Consider the following 22,586-nt stretch of genomic DNA (forward strand, 5'->3'; position numbering starts at 1 on the left):
GCAGCACGATAGAACAGCACCCGAAGCTCCTGGCGATGACGGTGATGGTTGTGGTGATCAACCCGTCTACCAGGAGCTTCGCCACATCATGAGGAAAACCCGAGCATCGCGATCATGCTGTGACCGGCTTAGCCGCCCGGCGGATGAAAAACGTTCATGGTTTGTCCGCCAGCATTCGCCGATGTGCGTGGCTCTTCGGGGTGGTTACCACTCAGGCGATCTTCTTCTCTCGGTCTTCGACAAGGAGAGGGCGGAGGGACGATGCAACGAGACATCCGCTGCCCTTTGCTGAGGTCATCACTCAGTTGGTTACGCCTGTTTTTACGGATGCATAACATGCCTTCACGAGTTACACTGCTGGTCGTGAACTCACAACCCGAATCAGTAGTTACGTGCATTGTTATAGACACTAACGAGTGGATTCGGCTTAAGTGGCTCGGGAGTCCGATTGGCCTAACTTTCATTTCCGCACTAAGGAACAATTCGAGCGCCGTTCTGGCCATTCCCGAAGTTCTTGAACTGGAGCTTGACAAGCATCGTTCCGAAGCTGCGAGGTCACTACTCGACAAGCTTGTGGCTAGTACCGCCGAGATTGCTACAGTGACCGGTAACAGTACAGCAGGGGGGATGGTAACTCTTACGGTAGAAGATATCGAGGTCGCTATTCGCGGGAGGCAGACCAGTCTCAAGGGTAAGATAATTTATCCCTCCATGGAAATGGGTGAGGTGAGGCGGGCTCTTGTCAGGGTGAATGCCGAAACTCCGCCGAACAGTTCGAGGAAGCAGCAGATGAAGGACTCCTTGCTTTGGGAGGCATGTATAACGCTCTCCGATCGCTACAAAGTCCTCTTTGTGACCGGTGACGGCGATTTTTATACGGATCGCCAGCCAAGAAAGGGCTTGGCTGCAAATCTTGCAGTGGAGACCCCCGTTGAAGAAGGGCGGCTATTGGTATTTGAGGCACTGGAAGAAGTCATGCGCTATTTGGCGCCAGACAGTCCGGTTCCGCTAGATTCAAACGAAATCGCGGGGATAGATTTTGAGGAGTTGGTGGCAACGCAGGCGCAGGAAGCGCTTGAGCGAAGTGCAATAATGACAATCTTCGGGCGCGTCGAATTTCGAGGGGTCGTGCCTTCGTATTTCAAGACCGAGATACCACACGTCTTCGCTGTCTCCTTTTCGGCATTCTTTTACGCTTACCGCGATGTCAATGGTGGGAAGACTGAAGAGGTTGCTGTAAAGGGAGAGTCTAGACTGGACACCCGCACCGGAATGATCGAGCCCATAAGCCTGAAAGGCATTTATGTGCGAATATATAGCATGTTTGGCGGCGGCAACTGGATCGAAGCTGACGAAGTGCTCGAAACGGCAGATTCGACTCTTAAAAAAGATTGATCCGCCGACTATGATTGTCCGTAGGGGGTCAGCGGAAATCCTAGCTTCAGCGTGAGGCGTCAAGGGTTTCGTTGCCCTCCACGCCCGCGGCACCTTATGGGGGAAAGATCCGCGGATCTATCCATGCGAGCACCTTCATCACGAGTTGGGCGCTGCTCTCTCGAGACCGTCACCAGAGACCCAGGACGCCGGCGTTTGGGTAGCGAAGGCGAGGCCGGGGCTGGGACCCGAGAGGGGGCGCGACGGTACGGGGCAATACGGGGGCTCGCCCGTACCGTCGCGCCGGGGCCTGCCGCGCGTCAGAACGCGTGCGAGCAGGTCCCTATGGCGGCTCTGCTATTGGGGAAGGCAGAGACCGCGACCGTGCCGCTGTGGCTGGGGGTGCACGCGGCGGCACGGAGCTTCACCGAGTCATCTCACCAAGGCGCCTGGCCGGATCTGTAGCGCTGTGCCGTAGCGGCCCGGGGGAACGGACAGTGCGCCGCCCCTGCCGTGACCACCGGTCTCTCATGAGGCAGCGGCAGCGTTCGAACATGAAACGGCATGTGCCATCGCCGGGCGCGTGCCCATCCGGAACCAGACCGCGTTCCCGGCCTCGTCGTCGTGGTGGAAGCCCCAGGCGTCCGCCATCGCGTTCACCATCCACAGGCCCCGTCCGCCGTCGCCTTCCAGGGTCGCCTCGCGGATGCCCGGAACACTGGTGTCGGAGCCGTCATCGATGACCTCGCAGTATGCCGTGCCATCTCCGACAGCCAGGAAAACGGTGACCTGCCCGCCTGGCCTGCGACCGGACTCCGAATGGATGACGGCGTTGGTGACCAACTCGCTGAGCAGGAGCACCGCCGACTCCCGCACGTCGTCGGCGACGTGCCCGTCCAACAGCCCGTTAGCCCACACTCTCGCGGCACCAACCGATACGGCCTGCCCGGCGAAGTCTGCCTGCCCCACGCTGTGTAAGTCTTGATCGGCCACACATCGAGGCCAGCGGACTGCTCTCAGTTTAGCCGTTTTCTGAACCTTCATGCACTTACCGCCACCTTGGCTTTTGTGGCCGCTTTCTCCTCGGGCATCCCGGCCGATTCGTCGCGTCTCCACAAGTGCGACCAGGAATGGGACCTTCCGGTAACCTGCAGGGCATCCAGGGCATGGAATGCTGCTGGGAGAAGAACAACAGCGGTGGTGATTCCCGGGTTCGCAGATCCCAGATGGGCTGCACCGGGTAGATGAGGTGCTCCTGACTGTGCAGCGCATTCCCCGAAGCCATGGTTCACCTCCCGATGGATACATCGACGCTCCGATCACGGCTGACGCATAGACAAACGGCCAGAGCTTTTGTCCGGTTGTTGTCATTGATCAGTTGTGGAGTAAACATCCGGGACTAGATTCCCTCGATTTCGGTGGACGTGTAGCCGCAATCCATCGACAATCGGACGACGGAAACTTTCGCTAGGTGTAGCGGTCTGTCAGAACGTGTCATCGCATCAGGAAGCCGAGGAGAGGAAGGGCATGGCGAACGACCTCGATCCCCGTCTGACGCCCGTTCAGCGCTTCGGGCGTGAGCTGGCGCGGGCCCGCAAGCAAGCCGGTCTATCCCAAGAGCGGCTCGGCACACGTTTGGGAGTCTCAGGGTCGCTCGTAGGGCACATCGAGATCGGCAACCGGACGCCCAAGCCGGATCTGGCAGCCCGGTGCGATGAGGTGTTCGGGACGGGTGACCTCTTCGCCCGGCTCTGCCGGAACATCACCTCGCCGTCGGCGCCCCACTGGTTCCTCGGATGGTCGGATGAGATCGAGCCCCGAGCGCAGGTACTGCGAAGCTGGGACCCGCTGCTGATCCCCGGGCTCCTCCAGACCGCGGACTACGCGCGAGCCGTCTTCCGCGGGGACCTCGCCACCTCCGAGGATGAGATCGAGGAACAGGTCGCTGCGCGAATGGCCCGCCAGATCGTCCTCGATCGAGACCGCCCACCCGCCCTATGGGTTTTGCTGGATGAGACAGTCTTGGACCGTCTCATCGGCGGTCCTGAGATCATGTGCGAGCAGCTCAGCCGTCTCGTAGTCCTTGCGGGCCGACAGAACATCAAGATCCAGATCGTTCCGCGGGATACGTCGTGCACATCCGGCCTGCTGTCGAGCTTCATCATCGCGGAGTTGCCGGACGCCCCTACCTCCGTCTCCATAGAGTCGTCCGCGACCGGCGAGGTATCGGCAGACCATGAAGTGGTGTCTCTGGTCTGGGGCAGATATGACAGGATTCGCGCTGAAGCCTACCGGCCCAGCCAATCGCTGGACATCATCAAGGAAGCGGGGATTCGATGGAAGTCAATGATCTAACCGGCGTCGACCTCTCCGAGGCCGCCTGGAAGAAGAGCTCGCTCAGTGGTGGTGGCGGGGGCAACTGCGTCGAAGTCGCAGCGAACCTTCCCGGCGTGGTCGCCATTCGTGACAGCAAGAACCCTGACGGCCCCAAGCTGCTCTTCACTCCCGCGGAGTGGCACGCCTTCATTGGGGGAGTCAAGGACGGCGAATTCGACATCGCGTGAAGGCGAAGCGAATCGAGTGCTCGACCAGGCACTCGATTCCGACCCTCGGCATCTGACCACCCCTTGGGCACGTCGACGCTGGCCGACACTGGCGACGAAAGTATCAACCTCCCTCGTTCGGATCGATGCCAGCGCCCCATCCGGATCAGCGTTCGGAAGCGTCTCGCCAGTAGTCCTTCAGCATCTCGCTGGGCCAAGACGGCTGCGTGACAGAGCCTCGAGGGAGCATCTCCTCGAAGACCGCTACCAGATCCACCACAAGCGTGCCGTCATCCGCGTCGAGATCAGTGACATGCAGATCCCGTCCATCGACACGGAGCAGGCGAGGGAACGAGGTCGCCAGCCGGGCTGGCCGCCGGTGATTGTGGTGCACGAACGTCCCTGTCGCCGGCCACGCCGGATTGTCGCGTGGGCTACGGGCGTGCAGAGCGACGTCATCAGGAGACCCGAAGTTGAAGAACCAGGTGACCTGGAGATGGGAGAACTCCTCGATCCCCTGCAGCGTCTCCAACGGGTAGTCCGGGCGCAACCTGATGATCGATTCCACACCGCCCTTGAAGTCGTCGAGCCGGCCGGTGTGACCTCCAACCACGGTGGCGATCACAGGCACTTCGATGGACTGTGTGGACACGAGTTTCCCCTTCTCGGCTTCGAGTAGGGCGGGAAGCGCGGCTGCACCGTGCTCATCCTCGCCATCACGGCGCTGTCAGGCTACTCGTTTGAGTACGGCCTTGGCTCGCTCGTCGATCTCTGCTACCACGTTGATCCCGCGGTTCCGGAAGGGAGACAACACTCTGCGCATGTTCACGACGGCCTCACGTGCTCTTCCCGACTGAACGCCTTCCATGGCGTCAAGAGCCTGGGCCCACGTGTGACAGGCTGCCTCGACGTTGCCCTGCTTGGCCTGCACGGTGCCCATGTAGCCGAGTGTCACGGCGTGGGTCCGGCTGAACGTCTCGGCCTTCCTCGTCACCACGCTGTTGTGGAACTCACGAAGCGCCCCATCGAGATCGCCGAGGGTCCAGAGGGTGCGTGCGGTCTCGTGGGCCAGCGAGGCTCTCTGGAAGAACCAAACCCTTTGCGGGTCTTCGTCGCCCGGTCCCGCCGCGGCCAGGTCGTCCTCCGCGCGGAGCAGGGCGGCGATCGCCTCACGCCTCTGCCCGTCGGTCGCGAGGCTGCGTGCCTGCACGACACCGAGCAGCGCGCGCTCGCGAGGTGTCGCCAGGGTGTAGCGCTTTCGGTCGACAGACGCCGCCGCGAGCCGCACACCTGCCCCGGGGTGACCCAAGTCGATCGCCTGGTGGGCCATGGCCCGCAGGATGTGACCAGCCAGCGGGGCCTCATCGGCCTCTGCGGCGAGTTTCAGGGCGAGTGTGAAATAGCGGCGAGCTGCTTCGTGTTCCGAGGCGTCGAAGCTCATCCAGCCCGCCACATATACGGCCTCGGAGGCCGCGGCCAGAAGAGAACAGCGTGTTTTTTCGCTGGTGAAGACGCCGCCGAGGTATCTCGCGACGTCGTCGTGGATGTAGCGGCAGAGAGCGGTGCGGCCATCCATCCCGCCGTGCCGTTGATCTCGCTTCGAGAAGAACTCCGTCATCTCGCGGACGGCGTTGACTTCGCCGACGCCGATCCGGCGACTTGTCGCGGCCGGCCGGGATCTGGCTCGCGCTGGAGCGTCATCCCACCACTGCTGTCCGGGTAGCACCAGGCCGCCTATCGAGTAGGCGGCGCCAGCCAGTAGTTGGCGGCGTCCCAAGTCCATGTCGCTTCTCCCCAGATCCACCAGCGCGGTCAGCGTATCGACGCGCCACTCGGATGCCGGGTCGGCATCGGGGGTCGATGCCGAAAGTCCGATTTCCGCCAGTGTGACCGGGCGTTGCAGCCGCCGAGACAACGTCTCGCACAAGATAAGGGGGGCCCTGCCGGTGGGACGGGTTCCGGAGATCCACATCGCGATGTGGGAACGCGTCGTGCTGAACAGTTCACTGGCACCGACCTCGGCGGCAACCCTTACTACCGCTGCGGCAACCTTGGGCTGCGACCAGCCGGTCTCCGCTATTACAGAAGCCAGTTTCTCGTTCCTGTGTGCCATCCTTCGGCCCCGTTCACAAGAGAACGATCTTTGACGGGTTTGACGGCATCGCGGACTGGCCGGGGATACCTACCCGTCGTCATTCACGGTTCACTCAAGGTCAACGAAACCACCATCTGCCTTTGCCGGGGAGGAAATCCGGTGAAGACCAACCTCTGTCTCGTTTCGGTGATGGCCGACAGCCGGACCCTGCGCCCCACCGAGCACGAAACCGGTAAGCGGGTGCTCGCTTTCATCAGGCGCCCGGAAGCGACCGTCGCTTTCCGACCCTCGTCATTCCCTCTTTGGAGACCCTTCATCATGCCTCCTGAATCACTTCCCTCTGATTCGTATCCCGTGTCGGGGAGCGAGGCCGGCTGCGGTTCAGTAGTACGGCGTAGCCTCCTCTTCGATTTGGACGGTGTTCTCGTCGACACGCGTCCTGTGATGGAGAGAGCGTGGTACGCGGTCCAGGAAGCCCATGGCCTCGACGTGCCCTTCGAGGCATACCAGGAACACCTTGGCCGCCCCTTCGACGACATCATGGGGCTTCTCGGTCTGGCCAACGCTGAGGAGATTCACCGGACGTATGCGGAGGCATCTGCGGCAGCGTCCCATCTGGCCCGAGAGTTCGACGGCATCACAGGCGTCCTTCACTCGGCCGCCGCTGCTGGCTGGTCCCTCGGAGTCGTCACTTCCAAGCCGTTGTCCAGGACAAACCCCCTCCTTGAGCGGCTCGGCTGTCCGTTCGCCACCGTGCGCGGGCTCGATGGCCAGGGGCGGGGTAAGCCGGCGCCGGACCCGATCCTGCTCGCCTTGGTCGACCTTGGTACCGACCCGGCCGATGTGACGTACGTGGGTGACATGGCGGTCGACCAAGAGGCGGCGCGGCGCGCCGGCGTCTCCTACATCCACGCGGGCTGGGGATACGGCCGCCCGATCGGGTCGTCCCCCGTGGTCGCCGAATCGCCCAAGGACCTGTTGCGCCTCCTCGGCATCAGCGCCGCACAGACCCCGCTCATTGAAGGCGGCTCGCTGTGAAGGCGGTTGGGCACAGCGCGCTCGGACTTGTCAGGAGCGGTTTCGAGGGGCAGCCGTTGTGGGCCTTGGTGGGAGTGGGCGCTCTCGCCACGATGCGGGCGGAGCAGATCACCACGCGAGACCTGGAGGCCCTGCCGCTCGATTCGGGCGAGGTGCGTGAGGAAGTCAATCGCATCATGGGGGCGCTTGAGACGTACGGCGCGCATCTCGCTGCGACGCCTGGCGGCGCGGGATGGTTGTACGTGCAGCACGTGCCGGTGCGGCGCCTGGTGGAGCGGCTGGTACGCAAGCTGATGGCGCTCAGTGCCTGGGAACCGTTCAAGAAGGCCCCCGGCGCGATGACTCCCGCACCGTACGAGGGGCTCGTCGGCGTGCGGTCGAGCAGCTCACGGGAGTACCGGTCTTATACCGTCACCTGGTCCGGCGTGGCCTTCGTACTGGGGGCCGCGGTCTCGCACAATCCGCTGCGACCCGCACAGTCGCCTACCCGTCCCGCTGTTCATGTGGCCGCTGCGCATTCCCCTGCGTCCGAGGTGCGCCGAAGTGATGTGGTGGCGCTGTCGTGGTCATCCCGTCACGCGGCCACGTTGCTCCCCGTGCTCGATGTCCTCGCGCGCGGCGGGCGAAGGAGCCTGCTGATCGACCTCGCCACCGATCCGGCGGAGCGGAGTCCGGCTCCTCGAGCCGAGGAGGTGAGGCTGTGTTCGCCCCCCGCCGGCCTTTTCGGCCGCCGCGGTGCCGTGAAAGAGTTCCTGCGGCAGGACGACGCAGTCGTTCGGGTGAAGGAGCACAGCGTCCATCTGGGTCGGTTGCTCCGGCTCGTCTCGGTGCTTCTGGAGACGAGTGGGGGATGCACCCAGCCGTCGTGGCGATCCGTCGTGGAGGCGGAAGCGTGGTTGGACGATGTCCTCGCCGTGGCACGGCCGCACACCGTGCTGGTCAGCAACGACACCAGCCCGCTGGGAGCGCTCGCTGTGCACGCGGCCGAGCGCCACGGCATCAACACGGTGCACGTCCAGCACGGTGCTTGGACAGCGGAGTCGGTCGCGTGGCCGGCTCTCCACAGTCGTCACATCGTCGTCATGGGGGAACGCGACGCCCCCCTCGCGCGGGCCTGGACGCGGCATCCCGACGCCGAAGTCCATGTCCTGGGCCAGCCTCGCTTCGACAGCCTGGCCCGTTGCGACCGCGAGGCCCAGCAGCGGTACCTGGCACAGCTCATCGGTGCCGCCACCGGAAGGGAGCCCACCCGGATCGTGGTGTGGGCCTGCCAGCCCTTCGGCCCTGACCGTCTCAGGGCCCAGGCCGACCTGCTCTTGGACGGGCTACGTAGGGCCGACGGTGGCTGGGGCCTCGTCATCGCCCCCCACCCCGCGCAGAGCGCCGACGCGTTCTACGCCCTGGTCATGCCGGACGGCGGAGCGCTCGTGGCCGTGACCGACCCGCGGGTCGGAGCACGCGGTTGCTTCGCCGGTGCCGATGCCCTGGCGAGTGCGTACTCGACATGCGGCATCGAAGCGGCCCTCCTGAACGTGCCGGTCCTCGAAATCGGCGCGGCCGGTGAGCGCACGCTCGGTCTGGCCGAGCACGGCCTCGCCCGGCGCTGCATCAGCGCGGACGACATCGCCGACGCCCTCTCGTCACTGGCCCGCCCCAACCGGCCCGCCGTCCAGACGATGCCGGATGCGGTGTGCCGGTGGCGCGGAGACAGTGCCGCCGACGTCGCGCACCTCATCCTCGGGCGCGCCGACGACGCTGCCACGCGCCTGGTCCCCATCCACCACGATGCCCCTGGCGCTGATTCCGCGCTGTCGCGGGGCGAAGGAGCCCGTGCCCGATGACACACCTGATCGGCGACAGCGTCGCCGAACTCTTCGCCGGGGCAGTCACCCTGGCGAAGAACGGCGAGAAGGTCGCGCCTCGCGGCATGGCGACCCGTGAGGTCCTCGACGTCCACATGCGGCTGACCCAGCCCCGAGCCCGACTGCTGTACGCGCCGCCGGCCCGGATCCTGAACCCCGCGTTCGCGGTCGCGGAGACCGTCTGGCACCTCTCCGGCTCGGATGACCCGTGGATCTTTGACTACAACGCGCAGCTGCGACAGTACGCCGATGACGGTGTTCTGCGCGGCGCCTACGGCCCACGCATGCGGAACTGGGCAGGCGTCGTGGACCAGCTGCACCGCGTTCTTGAGATCCTCACGGAAGACCCCGACTCCCGCCGGGCCCTGATTCAGCTGTATGACCCGGCTCGGGACGCCGCTGGGCACAAGGACGTGCCCTGCACGCTCGGTTTCGCCTTCCACCTACGCGCCGGCCGCCTGCACATGTCGACCACCATGCGCGGCCAGGACGTGTGGATCGGCATGCCGTACGACCTGTTCTTCTACACGACTTTGCACGAGCTGGTCGCCGGTTGGCTCGGCGTCGGGCTGGGCGACTTTCACCACTACGTAGGGTCCCTGCACATCTACGAGCGCCACCTCGGCCAGGCCGAGCACCTCACCTCGCTCACATCGAGCGCGATCATGCCGGACCTCACCACCGAGTGGGAGGGCTTCGACGCGCTTCTCGACCAGGTCCAAACCGGAGCGGTAACAGGGCATCCGGGATGGGACAGCATGACCGAGACCCTGCGGAGCTACCGGCTGTGGAAGGACGGCCTGCGCGATCAGGCGTGGCGTGTGGCCGATGGGATCGTCGGGCCGCTCGGCCAGGCGCTGACCGCGTGGTACGGCGAGTTGAACCGCCGCGCCAGGACCTCGACCACCCGCGCGACGGCAGGGACGAGGTGACGCACGACATGGACCGAATTCCCTCTGTCATCCTCGGCCTGTGCTCCTACACCCATGACTCCGCCGCCTCGCTGCTGGTCGACGGGGAGCTGATCGGCTTCGTGGAGGAGGAGCGTCTCTCCCAGCACAAACACACCAAGGACTACCCCCGCCTCGCGGTCGAGTGGCTGCTGGGAGAAGCCGGACTCACCGCCGTTGACGTGGAGGCTGTCGCATACAACTTCCAGCCCGCCCGCTATCTCCTCGAGTCCCCAGCCGCCCTGCGCCTGGCCCTATCGGTGAGCACGCGCGATCGAGCGCTGGCTCGGGCCAGGGGCTTCGCCAAGGTGGCACTGCGCACCCAGCAGCGTGTTCGCGCCCTTGGGCGGCTGTTCCCTTCAGCCCGTGTGGCGCCTGTCCCGCACCATCGAGCCCACCAGATGGCTGCCTTCGCCGCGTCCGGGTGGAATGAATCGGCGGTGCTCGTCGTCGACAGTCTCGGCGAACGGCAGACCACCACCATCGCGCACGGCCACGACACGCTGCGCCCCCGCACCCGCATCGTGGAGGCCGTCTACGACCCGGCCTCGCTCGGGTACGTGTACGGCGCGGTCACCGAGCATCTGGGCTGGCGCCGCGGCGACGAGGAGGGCACCGTGATGGCCCTCGCCGCCCTCGGCGACCCCAAGCGGTTCCGTCACCTGTTCGCCCGGGCTGTCCGCACCACCCCGGCTGGCTTCTCCGTCGACCCCGCCTATTTCCCCCCTCGCACCCTGAACTCCGGGTATCCGAGGACCTCTCGGCGCTTTATCAGCGAGACGTGCCCCCAGCGTCACCCGGACGAACCGCTCGCGGATGTCCACCGGGACCTAGCCGCGGCGCTCCAGGAGCGCACCGATCAGGTCATGCTGCATCTGGCCCGCCGGGCGCGGACGCTCACCGGATCCCGTCGCCTGTGTGTCGGTGGCGGAGTCGCCACCAATTGCGTGAGCATCGGCCGGATCATCGAGGCCGGCATCTTCGATCAGGTGTTTGTCCCGCCCGCCCCCGGTGACGCCGGCACCGCGATCGGTGCCGCCGTCGCTGTGCACTCTGACAGCGGGAGCCGGCGGCCCGTGGCCGGCGTGGCCCGATCCTGCTACCTCGGTCCGTCGTTCCAGGACCAGGCCCTCGATCTGATCGCCTGGCCGCAGCTCCGGCAGAAGACCATCGGCATCGAACCCGCCGAGTTCCTCGCCGACCAGCTCGCCGAAGGGATGATCGTGGGCTTGTTCCAAGGTCGGGTGGAGGCCGGTCCGCGTGCCCTGGGCAACCGCTCGATCCTCGCCTCTCCCTTGGAGCCGGGGGTCGTGGAGCGGCTGAACGCCACGGTGAAGTACCGGGAGCCGTTCCGGCCCTTCGCCCCGATGGTCCTGGCCGAGCGCGCTGAGGAGTTTTTCACCCTGGGCCAGGAAGCGCCCTACATGTCGATGGCCTCCGGCGTGACAGCCGCGGCGCGCGAAAAGGTGCCAGCCATCGTGCATGCCAACGGCACCTCCCGCCTCCAGACCGTCACGAAATCGCAGAACCCGTTCATGCACGCGGTTTTGACGGCCTTCGCACGCCGCACCGGTGTCCCAGTGCTGATCAACACCTCGCTCAACGTCAAGGGCAAGCCGATCTGCGGGACACCGGCCATGGCCCTGGACTGCCTGGCCGAGTCCGGCCTGGACGCCTTGCTGCTGGAAGGCCGGTGGATAACCAAGTGAAGATCGGGTACAGCTTCTGGGGCTTCCTCGGCAACGGGATCACCGACACGCCGGACGGGGGCCGCAGCCACCGCCGCCCCTTCATCGACGCCATCCTCGCCCGCGGGCACGAGATCGTCTTCCTCCAGCCCAACCGCGACCTGATGGAAGCCGGCGACGGCCTCGGCGGCGCATACGTCTTCGACAGCGGGATTCCGACGATCGACGTCCTGTTCCTGGAATGGCGCTGGGCGATCACCGGGCGCAACACCACAGCGTGCGGTACTGAGGGCCACACCTGTGACCTGCACCGCCAGGCCGAACTTCTCGCGCACTACACCGCACGACGCGGTACGCCGACCGTGATCTGGGACAAGGACCGCAAGCTGCGGACTGAGAGCGTGTGGCGTGGCGCTCTACGGACCGCCGTGTGCGAAGCGGCACTCGAACCATCAGCGGGTGCCCACCGCCTGCTCTTCCCGGTCGACGACCGGCTCCTGGCCCGCGCGGATCCGCTCGCGCTCGCCGCGACACCTCGAGATCTTGCGCTCGGTTACGTGGGCAACCAGTACGACCGCGACGCGCATTTCGACCGCTACTTCGCCCCCGCCGCCGCCCGCGTCGCGCACCTGGTCGGTGGCAAGTGGACCCGGACCGATCGCTGGCCGCATGTCCGCTTCCTCGGACGGGTCCCCTTCGAGCAAGCCCACGAGCTGTACAGCAGGTCCCTGGCGACCATCCTCATGCTGCCCGAGCGGTACGCCGCAGTCGGGCAGATGACGCAGCGGATCTTCGAGGCGGTGCTCGCCGGCTGCCTGCCGCTCGCTCCGGCCGACATCCGCCACGTCGACCAGTTCGTGCCCGCTGAGTTGATCGTGTCCTCCGGCCGCGAGGTGATCGAGCGCCTCACTTTTCTCCAGAAGATTTCCGGCAGCCAGCAGCACGTGGACCTGATCGCGGCGTGTCTGGACCGCCTGGACCTCTTCCGCCTGAGCAGGCAGGTCGACGTCCTGGAGACCGTGCTGAACACGATCACGAGTCCCGACGTGGCCGCACGAGGAGTGGCCTGATGCCGCCACAGACCCGCCAGGCCCTCGTACCGAGATCAACCGAACGTGTCCCGGCGGCCCGCCTGTCCGGGTGCCCGGGCGACTCTAGGCTGGAGCACTGTGAAGAAGGTCGCCATCGTGGGCTGCGGAGGCAGCGGCAAGTCCTACCTGGCCCGCGCGCTGGGGGAGATCCTCGACGCCCCGGTGACGCACCTGGACGCCGCGTTCTACGACGACGAGTGGAACGAGCTGCCCATGGAGAAGTTCGCCGAGCTGCAGCGGGAGCTGGTCGCACAGCCGCGATGGGTGATCGACGGCAACTACAACTCGACGCTGCGAATCCGGCTGGAAGCCTGCGACACCGTGGTCCTGATGGACGTGTCCACGGCCGCCGCGCTGTGGGGGATCTTCTCCCGTCAGTTGCGGCACGGGGCCGGGCACAAGGGCAACGGGGTGCACAACCGCATCCACTGGGGTGTGATCAAGTACGTGGCGACGTACCGCCGCAGGATGCGCCCCCGCGTGATGGCGAAGATCGAGGAGTTCGCGTCCGGGCATGCCGACGTGATTCTGCTGGCCAACCGGCGCCAGACGCGCCGCTGGCTGCGCAAGGTGGCCGCCGAACACCGCTGAGCCGTCCGCGCCCGCGAAGGGAGGGCGCGGCATGAGCGGTACCAATCCGTTTCTCGACCCCGCGCGGCAGACGGAACTGTACGGCCACGCCTCCCGTCTCGCCGGCCGGTCAAACGCTCTGATGCGGGCCAAGACCTCCGGCCGGCCCGTTCCGGACACGATCGTCGAGCTGGTGCGATCCCATCACGCGCGAGCCGACCGTCTCGGTGCGGTCCTGGACATCGGCTGCGGTCGCGGTACGAGCAGCGCGGCGCTCGCCAGTCTGCTACACCCGCGGCGTGTCGTCGGTCTCGACGCGGCCCCGGCCTTGATCGACCAGGCCCGCGAGCGGACCCGTCATCTGCCGGGCGTGCAGGTGAGCTTCCTCCAAGGGGACTTCCATCGGCTGCCCCTGCCCGCCGGGTCGTGCGACCTGGCGGTGGCCGCGTTCTGCCTGTACCACTCTCCTCGCCCGGAGACGGTCGTAGCGGAGATCAACCGCGTTCTCGCCCCCGGAGCGCTGGCAGTGCTGGTCACCAAGAGCCTCGACAGCTACCGGGAAATGGACCAGCTGGTCGCCACGGCGGGCCTCGATCCTCACGCCGAGCGGCACGAGAGCCTGTACGTTTCGGCGCACAGCGGCAATCTCGCCGAGTTGGCGGCGACGTCGCTCGACGTGGTGACCGCCGAAAACGAGGAGCACACCTTCACCTTCGACGGTCACGACCACATCGCCGAGTACGTGGCGACCAACCCGAAGTACGGCCTAGCTCCGGGCCTGTACGGGAATCCGGGAGCGCTTGCATCGTTGCTTCACGAGTCCGTGCCGGACCGGCCGCTCACCACTCGGTCCGTCATCACGTTCGTCGTGGCCCAGCCCAGGAAAGGCCGATCATGACGAGTGGCGACTTCACCAAGTTCTATGAGACTTCCGATCAGATCTCCGCCGCTGTCCGTCACCATTGGTGGATCACGGAACACGCGCGACCCTTGCGGCTGCCGGCGTTCGTGGTGATCGGGCCGACCAGCCTGACCTACCAGCGGATCGAAGGACGTCCAGTCCACCGGAAGGACCTGCCCGCGCTGGCGGCGCTACTGGGCCATGCCCACGGCTCCGCCTGGGCGAGCGACCTGCGAGCAGCCGACTTGGCCACACCGCACAGATTCCAGGACGGCACCGCCTTCGCCGACTACCTCGGCCCCCGCAGGGCCGCCCTCCAACACCGGCTGGAGCAGGGTTACTTACCCAACAAGGCTGCTCTGCACGCGATGCTGACGCTGCTGGAAAGCACGGCGGAGGGACCCACCGCCTTCTACAAGGACAGCAACCCCCGGAACTTTCTCATCACCGATGCCGGGGCTGTCTTCACCGTCGACACCGACGACCTCACGCTGGCGCCGATGGCCTACGACCTCGCGAAGCTGATCGCCACGCTGCTTCTGACGTACGGACCGCTCTCGGATCAGGCCATCGACACGGCCCTACACGCCTATAACGAGGCCGCGGATCACCACGACACCCGCCTCGGTGCCACGGACCGCGACCGCCTCGACGACTTTCTCGTCCTGCACGCCGTCCTGACCGCCCCCTACATCGGGCGCAACGGCTACAGCCACGGTTGGCCACCCAACTACCCCCGACTCCGAGGTCGAGCATGATCATCACCGAACTCGTCTTCGTCCGCCACGGCGAGGCTCAGTGCAACGCCGACGGACTGGTTGGAGGACCGCGGACCTGCACCGGACTGACCGATCGCGGCTACGCCCAGGTGGAGCAGGCCGCACGTCGGCTCGCCGACGAACACCGAGAGAAGCCGTTCGACGCGCTCTACGCCGGACCGCGCCTGCGCCTGATCCAGACCGGTGAGATCATCAGTCAGACCCTTCGGATCCCGCTCATCACGGACGTCCGGCTCGACGGCCCGGTCCACGGCGACGCCGACGGCAGACCCTGGGCCGAGGTGAAGACCGCCGCCGGCGGCGGGCCTCATGCCCACCCGGACACACCCTGGGCTCTGGGATCCGACACCTGGAACGGATACCTGAAACGGGCCGGCGCCCACCTGGCACAGCTCATCGAAGAACACGAAGGCGACCGTGTCCTGTTCGCCGCACACGGCGAGACCGTGATCGTCGCCCACACACTGCTCCTGGGCATCCCGCTCGGCTCCCCCGCGGGCTTCACGGTCACGCACGGTTCCATCACGCGCTGGCAGCATCACCGCAACCGGCTGGACCAAACCCGATGGATCCTCGACCGGCACAACGACACCTCGCACCAGGCCCTCCTGGCGAAGGAGGCCTGCTCGTGATCACGGCCTTCGTTGATCCGCGCCTGGAACTGGCCCGCGACAGGGTCGGTTCCGTCCGCGTTGTGCCGGATCCGTCCCTTCCGCCACGCCTGCTCCAGCTGGCCGACGGTCAGGGACGGAGATACTTCGCGAAGCAGCACGACAACCGATCAAGGTACGTCCAGGAGGTCCAGGCGTACCGCACCTGGTCGCGGCACCTCCAAGGACATGTGCCCGAGTTGGTCGGCTGTCACGACAGCACGTGCACGCTGCTGGTGACCGCGCTGTCCGGCACGCGGGCAGATGCTGTGACCCCAGGATCGCCTGAGGAGGAACTGGCCCACCACGAGGCCGGTCGCGTACTGCGACTGCTCCACCAGGCCACCCTTATTCCGCGCTCTGACGCCGTCGGCCCCGACCTGGCACGACGCCTTGCTCGTTGGATCGGCCGGGCGGATCAGGCCGGTCTCATTTCCGCCGATGAACGCGAACTCCTGACCGCCCACCAGGACGTATTGGCGAGCACGGTCATGGACAGCGCTGTGTGCCACCTCGACTACCAGCCACGGAACTGGAACATAGGCGAGTCCTTCGGCCTCTACGACCTGGAACACATGCGGCGCGATGCCCGCGTCCGAGACTTCGCCCGTCTCGAATTCCGCCGCTGGCAGGTGGCTTCCCATCTCCGGAACGCGTTCTACTCCGGATACGGGCGCGGGCCCACCGACATGGAGCAACGCCTCCTCGAATCCTTCGGCGCCATCGAGGCGGTCACCGCCCTGGTGCGCGGATATGAGCAGGAGGATCTCTCCCTCTCCGCCCACGGCCGCACCGTCCTGGCCCGGCTGAGCTGAAACGTCGACACCATCGCTTCTGGAGACGCACCGTGACACAGCAGCTGAGTCATCAGCACACCCACTTCCCCCGCCGCGCCGTCGTGACCGGCTCCGCCGGCTTCATCGGTTCCCACCTCGCACACGCCCTCGTCCAGGCCGGGACCGTCGTCATCGGTGTCGATCGCCGTGACCCCTCCACCGACCAAACCGCCGCGGCCAACCTCAACCCTCTCCGGTCGCACCAGGGGTACATACACGTCACAGCCGACCTGATCGGCTGTGCCATCGACCCCCTCCTGATCGACGCGGACGCGGTCTTCCACCTCGCCGCCATCCCCGGCGTTCGCCCCTCCTGGGGACCACAGTTCGGCGATTACGTCGCCTCCAACATCCTGGCTACCAAGCGCCTACTCGACGCCGTCGGGCGCATGCGCGTTCCCCGCCTGGTCGTCGCCTCCTCCTCCAGCGTCTATGGCGCCACCGATGGCGGACGCAGCGTCGAGACCGACCACCCGCGGCCCGCGTCACCGTACGCCGTCACCAAGCTCGCCGAGGAGCAGCTCTGCCTCGCCCACGCCGCGCAGCCCCACTGCCCCACCACCGTCGTCGCACTGCGATATTTCACCGTTTACGGCCCCCGGCAGCGCACCGATATGTTCACCCACCGTGCTCTGCTGGCCGCCCTGACCGGCCAGCCGCTGCGCCTCTACGGTGACGGTCACCAGCGCCGGGATTTCACCTACATCGACGACGCGGTCGCAGCCACCATCGCCGCGGCCACCGCTCCTGCCGCACGCGGTGTGATCAACGTGGGGGGAGGCTCGAACGCCTCCCTCCTCGAAGTGATCAGCATCGCCAACAGCCTCGTCGGCCGCGATATCGAGGTGCGTCAGGAGAACCCCCGCCACGGCGACGTCCCCACCACCCGCGCCCACCCCGGTCGCGCACATGAGGTCTTGGGCTGGCATGCGCTGGTCGACCTCACCAGCGGCATACGCGCCCACATGCAAGCCCTGGCCGCTGAGCCCAGCATGTACAGCCGAGCCGCCTAACCAGACGGAAGTCAGGAGGAGCTGCTGTGGAGGGTCCTGAGCGAGCACGACTCGATGCTTTCTTCCGGCGGGTCACCGGACAATTCCCCGTCGGCGGCCCGATCACCTCTTTCATCATCACGCACCTGCTCTCTGAGCGTCCGGCATTCCTGCGCGCGATGGCGAGGACCTCGACAGTCGGTGCCGTACTGCCCAAGCCCAAGTCCGTTGACCAGCGGACGCTGGAAGTGGTCCAGAGCGCCTACACCGTCCACCACCTCAGCAGGGAACTGTTCGCCGACTCCACCCGTGCGCTGGACTACGTGGAGGACACGGCAGGCGGGCAGGACGTCGTCCTCGTGGACATCGGCGGTTACTTCGCTCCCAGCCTCGGCACGTTGGTCGAGAAGTTCTCCGGCCGTGTCCTTGGCGTTGTGGAAGACACGGAGAACGGGCACCAGCGGTACGCGGCGCTCGGCCGCATACCGTGTCCCGTCGTCTCGGTGGCCCGCTCCCCCCTCAAGGACTGCGAGGACCACCTCGTGGGCCGGTCCATCGTCTTCTCCACCGACGCTCTGGTCCGGGCCCGCGGCGACATCCTGACCAGCCGAAACGCCTGCGTCCTCGGCTTCGGTAAGGTCGGGCGCGCCATCGCGCAGACACTCCGGGCCAACGACCTGCGGGTCACGGTCTACGACACGGACCCGGTCCGGCGAGTGCAGGCGCACTCCCAGGGCTTCCGTACGAGATCGACCACCGCCGAGGCGGTCAGGGACGCCGAACTCGTCCTGTGCGCCACCGGAAACCTCGCACTGCGTCAGCACGACTTCGCCGCCCTGCGCAACGGCGCCTACCTCGCTTCGGTGACCTCTTCGGAAGACGAGCTGGAACTCTCAGCCCTCCACGAGCTCTACCAGCGCATCCCTGTTGGGGAACAGCTGACGCGCTACGAGATCACCGGTCACTATTTCTACGTGCTCGCCGACGGCGGCGCCGTCAACTTCGTACACGGAGCAGCCGTCGGCACCTACATCCACCTCGTCCAGGCCGAGATACTCGCCGCCACGGCCGCCCTCAGCCACGGCCGCTTCCAACCTGGCCTGCACAGCATGCCCATGACCGATCGCCAGGCCATCGCCAGGATCTGGCTCGACCACTTCGACAGGTGATCTCATGCCGCCGTCCCCGGACCACATCCGAGCCACAGCCGAGGCGTACCTCAGTCGCCACCCCGGCGAGCAGCGACTTCTCGAAGTGCTGTTCACCGCTCTGGCCGACACGCAGGACCCCACGCACCGCAAGACCTTTCCAGCTCACGTCACCTGCAGCGCCATCGTCCTCGACGACACCGACCGAGTGCTCCACATCCGCCACAACGCGACAGGCAAGTTCCTCGCACCGGGGGGACACGTCGAACGGGACGACCAGGACCTCGTTCACGCCGCCCTGCGCGAGCTCGCGGAGGAGACCGGCATCCCCAGCGACGCGGTCGTCCCCCTCCAAGGGTTTGAGACGGTTCCCCTGGACATCGACGTGCATGAGATCGACGCCAACCTCGCCAAGGGCGAGCCGGGACACCAGCATGTCGACTTCCGCTTCATCTTCCGGCTCAAGGCACAGCGCCGGGTGACGCTCCAGAGCGAGGAGGTCAGCGGTTACGAGTGGCGGTCGTTCCGGGGAGCCGCCTCACCGACCATCCGCGCCAAGCTGGCCCTCCTTGAACGTCCTGCGAGTTCCTGAGACCCGATCGACAGGAGTACGCCATGACCGCCGCTCCAACAGCACAGCCACGCACTGAGCGTCGCCACATAGCGATCATCCCTTGCCGGTGGGGGGCCTCGCGCTTCCCGGGCAAGCCCTTGGCCCCGCTCGGGGACAAGCCTCTGCTGTGGCATGTGCACAAACGCTGCATGGAGGCCACGCGTCTCGACGGCGTGTTGGTCGCGACAGACGACGAACGCATCGAGGCCGTTTGCCGCGAACTGGGCATCGAATGCATGCGCACCCGAGAACACCTCACCGGCACCGACCGCGTCGCGGAATGTGCTGAACGCGTTTCCGCGGACGCCTACATCAACGTCCAGGGCGACGAGCCGTTCATCGCGCCGACCGCGATCGACGCCGTCTCCGACGCTCTCCACCACCTCACCGTCGGCACACTCGCGGTGAACGCCTACACGGAACTGGACGACGCTGGCGCCGTCCTCGATCACAACGTCGTGAAAGTCGTGCTGGGAACCGGCGGAAACGCCTTGATGTTCTCGCGCCAACCGATCCCCTATCCGCGAGGGGCACGCCCGACGTATCTGCGTCAGCTGGGACTCTACGGCTTCACCAGTGAGGCTCTCCGTCAGTTTCGGCAGCTCCCGCAAGGGCCGCTGGAACGGACCGAGGGTGTGGAGATGCTGCGCTTCATCGAGCACGGGTACGGCGTTCGGATGCTTCCCGTCGCCGACAAAGGCGTGGCGGTTGACACGCCCGAAGACCTCGCAAGGGCTTTCAAACTCCTGGGTAACCGAGTCGATGAGCACGACGATGCCGCAAGGAGCATTTCGCAGGCGGCCTCGGCGAGGCGATAGAGACGCAAGCAGCCGTCGGCAGCCGCTCCGTCGAACCCACGAGATCCCTTCAGACGAGATCCCCGTCCTTGCCTCACTCTCCCCGTCCGACCTGAAGGTCCTTGCCGACCAGGCGCGCCCGCTTCGCCGGCGAGGTTTCTCCCGATTTTGGAACAGGAGCCGCCGACGTGGCCGACGAGACAACTGTCACCGACGACGAAACCGGCCCTGAACAGCACAGCGAGGAGCTGAGGTTCAACTACAACGGCGGCGACACCAGCGAGTTGGCCCAGCACTTGACCGGGCGCAGCCTGAGCGCCCGCCTGCCCACGCTGGTCCGTCGCTCCTTCTCCCTGGCCTGGGCGGTGGACCGGCGATCGACGATCGCTCTGTTGGCCTGCCAGGTCGTCTCAGGCCTGTTGGAGGCACTCGGCCTGTTCGCGACCACCGCGGCGCTCAGCGCGCTGATCCAGTCCGCTCAGGACCCCGCTCAGCTGCGCGCGGCCGTGCCCTCCGTGGCGATCCTGGGCGGGGCGGCCGGTTCACGAGCGGTCCTGGGCATCGCGATCCAGTCCCTATCGCACCGGCTCGCGCCGCGGATCTCGCGTGAGGCGGAGTACCGCATGCTGGAGGCGGCCACCAACGCCGAGATGGCCGCCTACGACCACCCCGGCTTCAACGACCGCTACGACAAGGCCGACCGAGGAGTCGAGGTCAGCCGCGACATGATCGGCCAGTCACAGAACCTGGTCTCCTCGGCCGCCACGCTGATCGCCACAGCCGTGGTCATCGCCGCGCTCGCCCCGATCCTGCTGCCGCTGCTCGCACTCACCGCGGTGCCCCAGGCCGCGGCCTCCGTAGCGGGCGAACGGGTCGCCTATTTGGCGACGCTGAGGACGTTCCACGATCGCCGCATGCTGAACATGCTGCGCTGGCACCTGACCCACAAGGACCAGGCCGACCAGATCCGCACCGACACCCTGGCCCCCTACTTGCTGGACAAATACCGGGCCAGCGGCGTGCGGGTGGACCGCACCAACGATCAGGCCGCCTGGCAGCGCGCCAGGATCAACCTTGTGGGTTCCGCCGTCAGCGGCCTCGCCTCGGCGCTGATGTGGGCCGGCGTGATGCTGCTGCTCGGCACCGGTCATATCAGCGCCGCTGCCGCCGGCACGCTCGTCTTCACGCTGCGCTCGGCTTCCCGCGGCCTGTACGGCATCGTTGGGTACGGAACCGATCTCATGCGCACCGGCCGATATATGGACGACTGGGAGTCCTTCGTCGAGGAGGCGGCCGGGCAACGCCTGGACCGGGGGGACATCGTGCCGGGCCGCCCCCGGCATGTCGCCCTCCACCAGGTGACCTTCCGTTACCCTGACGCTGATCGCGACACCCTGCACGAGGTGGACTTCGTGGTCCGGCGGGGAGAGATCGTCGCCGTGGTGGGCGAGAACGGCTCGGGCAAGACCACGCTGATGAAACTGCTGTCCGGGCTCAACCTGCCCACCTCCGGGGTGGTCACCTGGGACGGGGTCAGCACGCGTGATCTGGACCCGCACGCCTTATGGAAGCAGTGCGCGGTCGTGCCGCAGGAGTTCGCCCGCTGGCCGATGACCGCCCGGGAGAACATCCACCTCGGCCAGCCCCAGCCTGAGGGAGACGACGCGGTACGGCGGGCGGCCCCCCCCAGCGGCGCCGACTCGGTGATCAGCGTGCTGCGGAGCGGCTTGGACACGCTGCTTGCGCGGGAATGGTGGGGCGGTCAGGCCCTCTCCTCCGGGCAGTGGCAGCGCATCGCCGGCGCCAGGGCGATCCACCGGGACGTCGGCCTGCTGGTGATGGACGAGCCCACCTCCGACCTGGACGCCCGAGCCGAGCACCGCATCTTCACCGGATTGCGTCAGCTCGCCCAAGACCGAGCGATCGTGCTCGTTACGCACAACCTCGCCAACACGGTCGTCGCCGACCGGATCGTGGTCATGGCAGACGGGCGTGTGACCGCCGAGGGTCCCTTCTCCGAACTAATCTCCCAGCCCGGGCTGTTTCGCGACCTGTGGCTCCTGCAACAGGACCGCGCAACCCCCGCCACGTAGGAGAGCACGACATGACCATCGATCCTCAAAACGCACACCGTCAAAGACAGCGGGAGGCGAGGCCAACTGGGTGCGCACGCTCTCACCGCCGAGCGGGGTGCTCGGCATGGGCCTGCCGCCGACGTTCCTGATCGCGCAGCAGCCGCCTTATTGCCCCTGCTGTCGGTGCCGCGGGAGCTGACGCGGAGCTAGCGACTCTGTCGAGCGTTACCGCTCGAATCCATGAAAAACCCGATTTCATGCATGCTATTGACGTTGTCCTCGGGTCTCTGTAATTGAAGAACCTGCTGATGCGGGTCAGTCCGGTATTCGACATCGATAACGTCGTGTTGTCGTCGACTCTGATAAGGGTGTGAATCTCGGAAGTCGGCCCCGAGGTGTCTCCCGAATAATTTCAATCACGCCAAAGGCGTACAGGGAGGGCGGCCAATCGCGTGGCCAATGCTCAGCCAATGGTTCGCCACTTACCTCGATCTTTCACGTTCATCAGGTCGCTGGCTGAGCGGTTCGGCTGGAGTGTGAAATCGCGGTCGTGGTCAGCCTGGTGGCCCGGCTGTCGCGCCGGG

21 protein-coding genes are annotated in these 22,586 nt (G+C 66.2%); 18 read left to right on the forward strand and 3 right to left on the reverse strand.

Annotated features, from left to right (window positions below; translation table 11 throughout):
- Nucleotides 1-363 precede the first annotated feature (363 nt).
- Nucleotides 364-1,395, forward strand: a complete 1,032-nt coding sequence (locus FLV34_RS36540; protein ID WP_147945299.1) for a PIN domain-containing protein — start codon at nucleotides 364-366, stop codon at nucleotides 1,393-1,395.
- A gap of 507 nt (nucleotides 1,396-1,902) precedes the next feature.
- Here the strand turns inward: FLV34_RS36540 and FLV34_RS40945 are convergent.
- Complete coding sequence (locus tag FLV34_RS40945) at nucleotides 1,903-2,367, reverse strand: ATP-binding protein (RefSeq protein WP_187280826.1); 465 nt, start codon at nucleotides 2,365-2,367, stop codon at nucleotides 1,903-1,905.
- A 534-nt stretch (nucleotides 2,368-2,901) separates the two neighbouring features.
- On the opposite strand from FLV34_RS40945, the gene FLV34_RS36550 reads away from it, so the two are divergent.
- A complete protein-coding gene (locus tag FLV34_RS36550) occupies nucleotides 2,902-3,729 on the forward strand; it encodes a helix-turn-helix transcriptional regulator (RefSeq protein ID WP_147945301.1) in 828 nt (275 codons plus the stop codon).
- Nucleotides 3,711-3,938 (forward strand): DUF397 domain-containing protein, encoded by a 228-nt coding sequence (locus FLV34_RS36555; protein WP_147945302.1) that lies wholly within the window; start codon nucleotides 3,711-3,713, stop codon nucleotides 3,936-3,938. The genes FLV34_RS36550 and FLV34_RS36555 overlap by 19 nt, the downstream gene beginning before the upstream one ends.
- A 145-nt stretch (nucleotides 3,939-4,083) precedes the next feature.
- Here FLV34_RS36555 and FLV34_RS36560 read toward each other — a convergent pair whose 3' ends face one another.
- Nucleotides 4,084-4,569 carry a TrmO family methyltransferase gene (locus FLV34_RS36560; RefSeq protein WP_147945303.1) on the reverse strand — a complete coding sequence of 162 codons (486 nt, stop codon included), beginning with the start codon at nucleotides 4,567-4,569 and terminating at the stop codon, nucleotides 4,084-4,086.
- A gap of 75 nt (nucleotides 4,570-4,644) precedes the next feature.
- Complete coding sequence (locus tag FLV34_RS36565; protein ID WP_147945304.1) at nucleotides 4,645-6,030, reverse strand: Tat pathway signal protein; 1,386 nt, start codon at nucleotides 6,028-6,030, stop codon at nucleotides 4,645-4,647.
- A gap of 141 nt (nucleotides 6,031-6,171) precedes the next feature.
- On the opposite strand from FLV34_RS36565, the gene FLV34_RS36570 reads away from it, so the two are divergent.
- The 15 genes from FLV34_RS36570 to FLV34_RS36640 all read left to right on the forward strand — a co-directional run bounded on the left by FLV34_RS36570 (nucleotide 6,172) and on the right by FLV34_RS36640 (nucleotide 22,020).
- Nucleotides 6,172-7,050, forward strand: a complete 879-nt coding sequence (locus tag FLV34_RS36570) for an HAD family hydrolase (protein ID WP_222709759.1) — start codon at nucleotides 6,172-6,174, stop codon at nucleotides 7,048-7,050.
- Nucleotides 7,051-7,142: 92 nt separating this feature from the next.
- Nucleotides 7,143-8,891 (forward strand): hypothetical protein, encoded by a 1,749-nt coding sequence (locus tag FLV34_RS36575; protein ID WP_222709760.1) that lies wholly within the window; start codon nucleotides 7,143-7,145, stop codon nucleotides 8,889-8,891.
- Complete coding sequence (locus tag FLV34_RS36580; protein WP_147945306.1) at nucleotides 8,888-9,844, forward strand: thymidylate synthase; 957 nt, start codon at nucleotides 8,888-8,890, stop codon at nucleotides 9,842-9,844. The genes FLV34_RS36575 and FLV34_RS36580 overlap by 4 nt, the downstream gene beginning before the upstream one ends.
- A gap of 8 nt (nucleotides 9,845-9,852) precedes the next feature.
- Complete coding sequence (locus FLV34_RS36585; RefSeq protein ID WP_147945307.1) at nucleotides 9,853-11,571, forward strand: carbamoyltransferase C-terminal domain-containing protein; 1,719 nt, start codon at nucleotides 9,853-9,855, stop codon at nucleotides 11,569-11,571.
- On the forward strand, nucleotides 11,568-12,620 hold the full coding sequence (locus FLV34_RS36590; RefSeq protein WP_187280827.1) for a hypothetical protein: 1,053 nt from the start codon (nucleotides 11,568-11,570) through the stop codon (nucleotides 12,618-12,620). Before FLV34_RS36585 ends, FLV34_RS36590 begins: the two co-directional genes overlap by 4 nt.
- 99 nt (nucleotides 12,621-12,719) lie before the next feature.
- A complete protein-coding gene (locus FLV34_RS36595) occupies nucleotides 12,720-13,232 on the forward strand; it encodes a topology modulation protein (protein ID WP_142652133.1) in 513 nt (170 codons plus the stop codon).
- Nucleotides 13,233-13,263: 31 nt separating this feature from the next.
- A complete protein-coding gene (locus tag FLV34_RS36600; RefSeq protein WP_142652131.1) occupies nucleotides 13,264-14,109 on the forward strand; it encodes a class I SAM-dependent methyltransferase in 846 nt (281 codons plus the stop codon).
- Entirely contained in the window at nucleotides 14,106-14,870 is a 765-nt protein-coding gene (locus tag FLV34_RS36605; RefSeq protein WP_142652129.1) for a phosphotransferase, read from the forward strand. Before FLV34_RS36600 ends, FLV34_RS36605 begins: the two co-directional genes overlap by 4 nt.
- Nucleotides 14,867-15,523 (forward strand): histidine phosphatase family protein, encoded by a 657-nt coding sequence (locus FLV34_RS36610; RefSeq protein WP_142652127.1) that lies wholly within the window; start codon nucleotides 14,867-14,869, stop codon nucleotides 15,521-15,523. Before FLV34_RS36605 ends, FLV34_RS36610 begins: the two co-directional genes overlap by 4 nt.
- Nucleotides 15,520-16,356: a phosphotransferase gene (locus tag FLV34_RS36615; protein WP_142652125.1), complete on the forward strand. Its 837-nt coding sequence runs from the start codon at nucleotides 15,520-15,522 to the stop codon at nucleotides 16,354-16,356. The genes FLV34_RS36610 and FLV34_RS36615 overlap by 4 nt, the downstream gene beginning before the upstream one ends.
- Nucleotides 16,357-16,388: 32 nt before the next feature.
- Complete coding sequence (locus tag FLV34_RS36620) at nucleotides 16,389-17,390, forward strand: NAD(P)-dependent oxidoreductase (protein ID WP_205831191.1); 1,002 nt, start codon at nucleotides 16,389-16,391, stop codon at nucleotides 17,388-17,390.
- A 158-nt stretch (nucleotides 17,391-17,548) separates the two neighbouring features.
- The gene (locus tag FLV34_RS36625) at nucleotides 17,549-18,538 is read left to right on the forward strand and encodes an adenosylhomocysteinase (RefSeq protein ID WP_240972182.1); all 990 of its coding nucleotides are present in this window, start codon (nucleotides 17,549-17,551) and stop codon (nucleotides 18,536-18,538) included.
- A gap of 4 nt (nucleotides 18,539-18,542) precedes the next feature.
- On the forward strand, nucleotides 18,543-19,109 hold the full coding sequence (locus FLV34_RS36630) for an NUDIX hydrolase (RefSeq protein WP_147945309.1): 567 nt from the start codon (nucleotides 18,543-18,545) through the stop codon (nucleotides 19,107-19,109).
- A gap of 23 nt (nucleotides 19,110-19,132) precedes the next feature.
- Complete coding sequence (locus tag FLV34_RS36635) at nucleotides 19,133-19,948, forward strand: 3-deoxy-manno-octulosonate cytidylyltransferase (RefSeq protein WP_142652119.1); 816 nt, start codon at nucleotides 19,133-19,135, stop codon at nucleotides 19,946-19,948.
- A gap of 167 nt (nucleotides 19,949-20,115) precedes the next feature.
- Complete coding sequence (locus tag FLV34_RS36640; protein ID WP_147945310.1) at nucleotides 20,116-22,020, forward strand: ABC transporter ATP-binding protein; 1,905 nt, start codon at nucleotides 20,116-20,118, stop codon at nucleotides 22,018-22,020.
- Nucleotides 22,021-22,586 lie beyond the last annotated feature (566 nt).

It is taken from the genome of Microbispora sp. CSR-4, assembly GCF_008033685.1.
In the GTDB taxonomy this organism is placed as follows: Bacteria; Actinomycetota; Actinomycetes; order Streptosporangiales; family Streptosporangiaceae; genus Microbispora.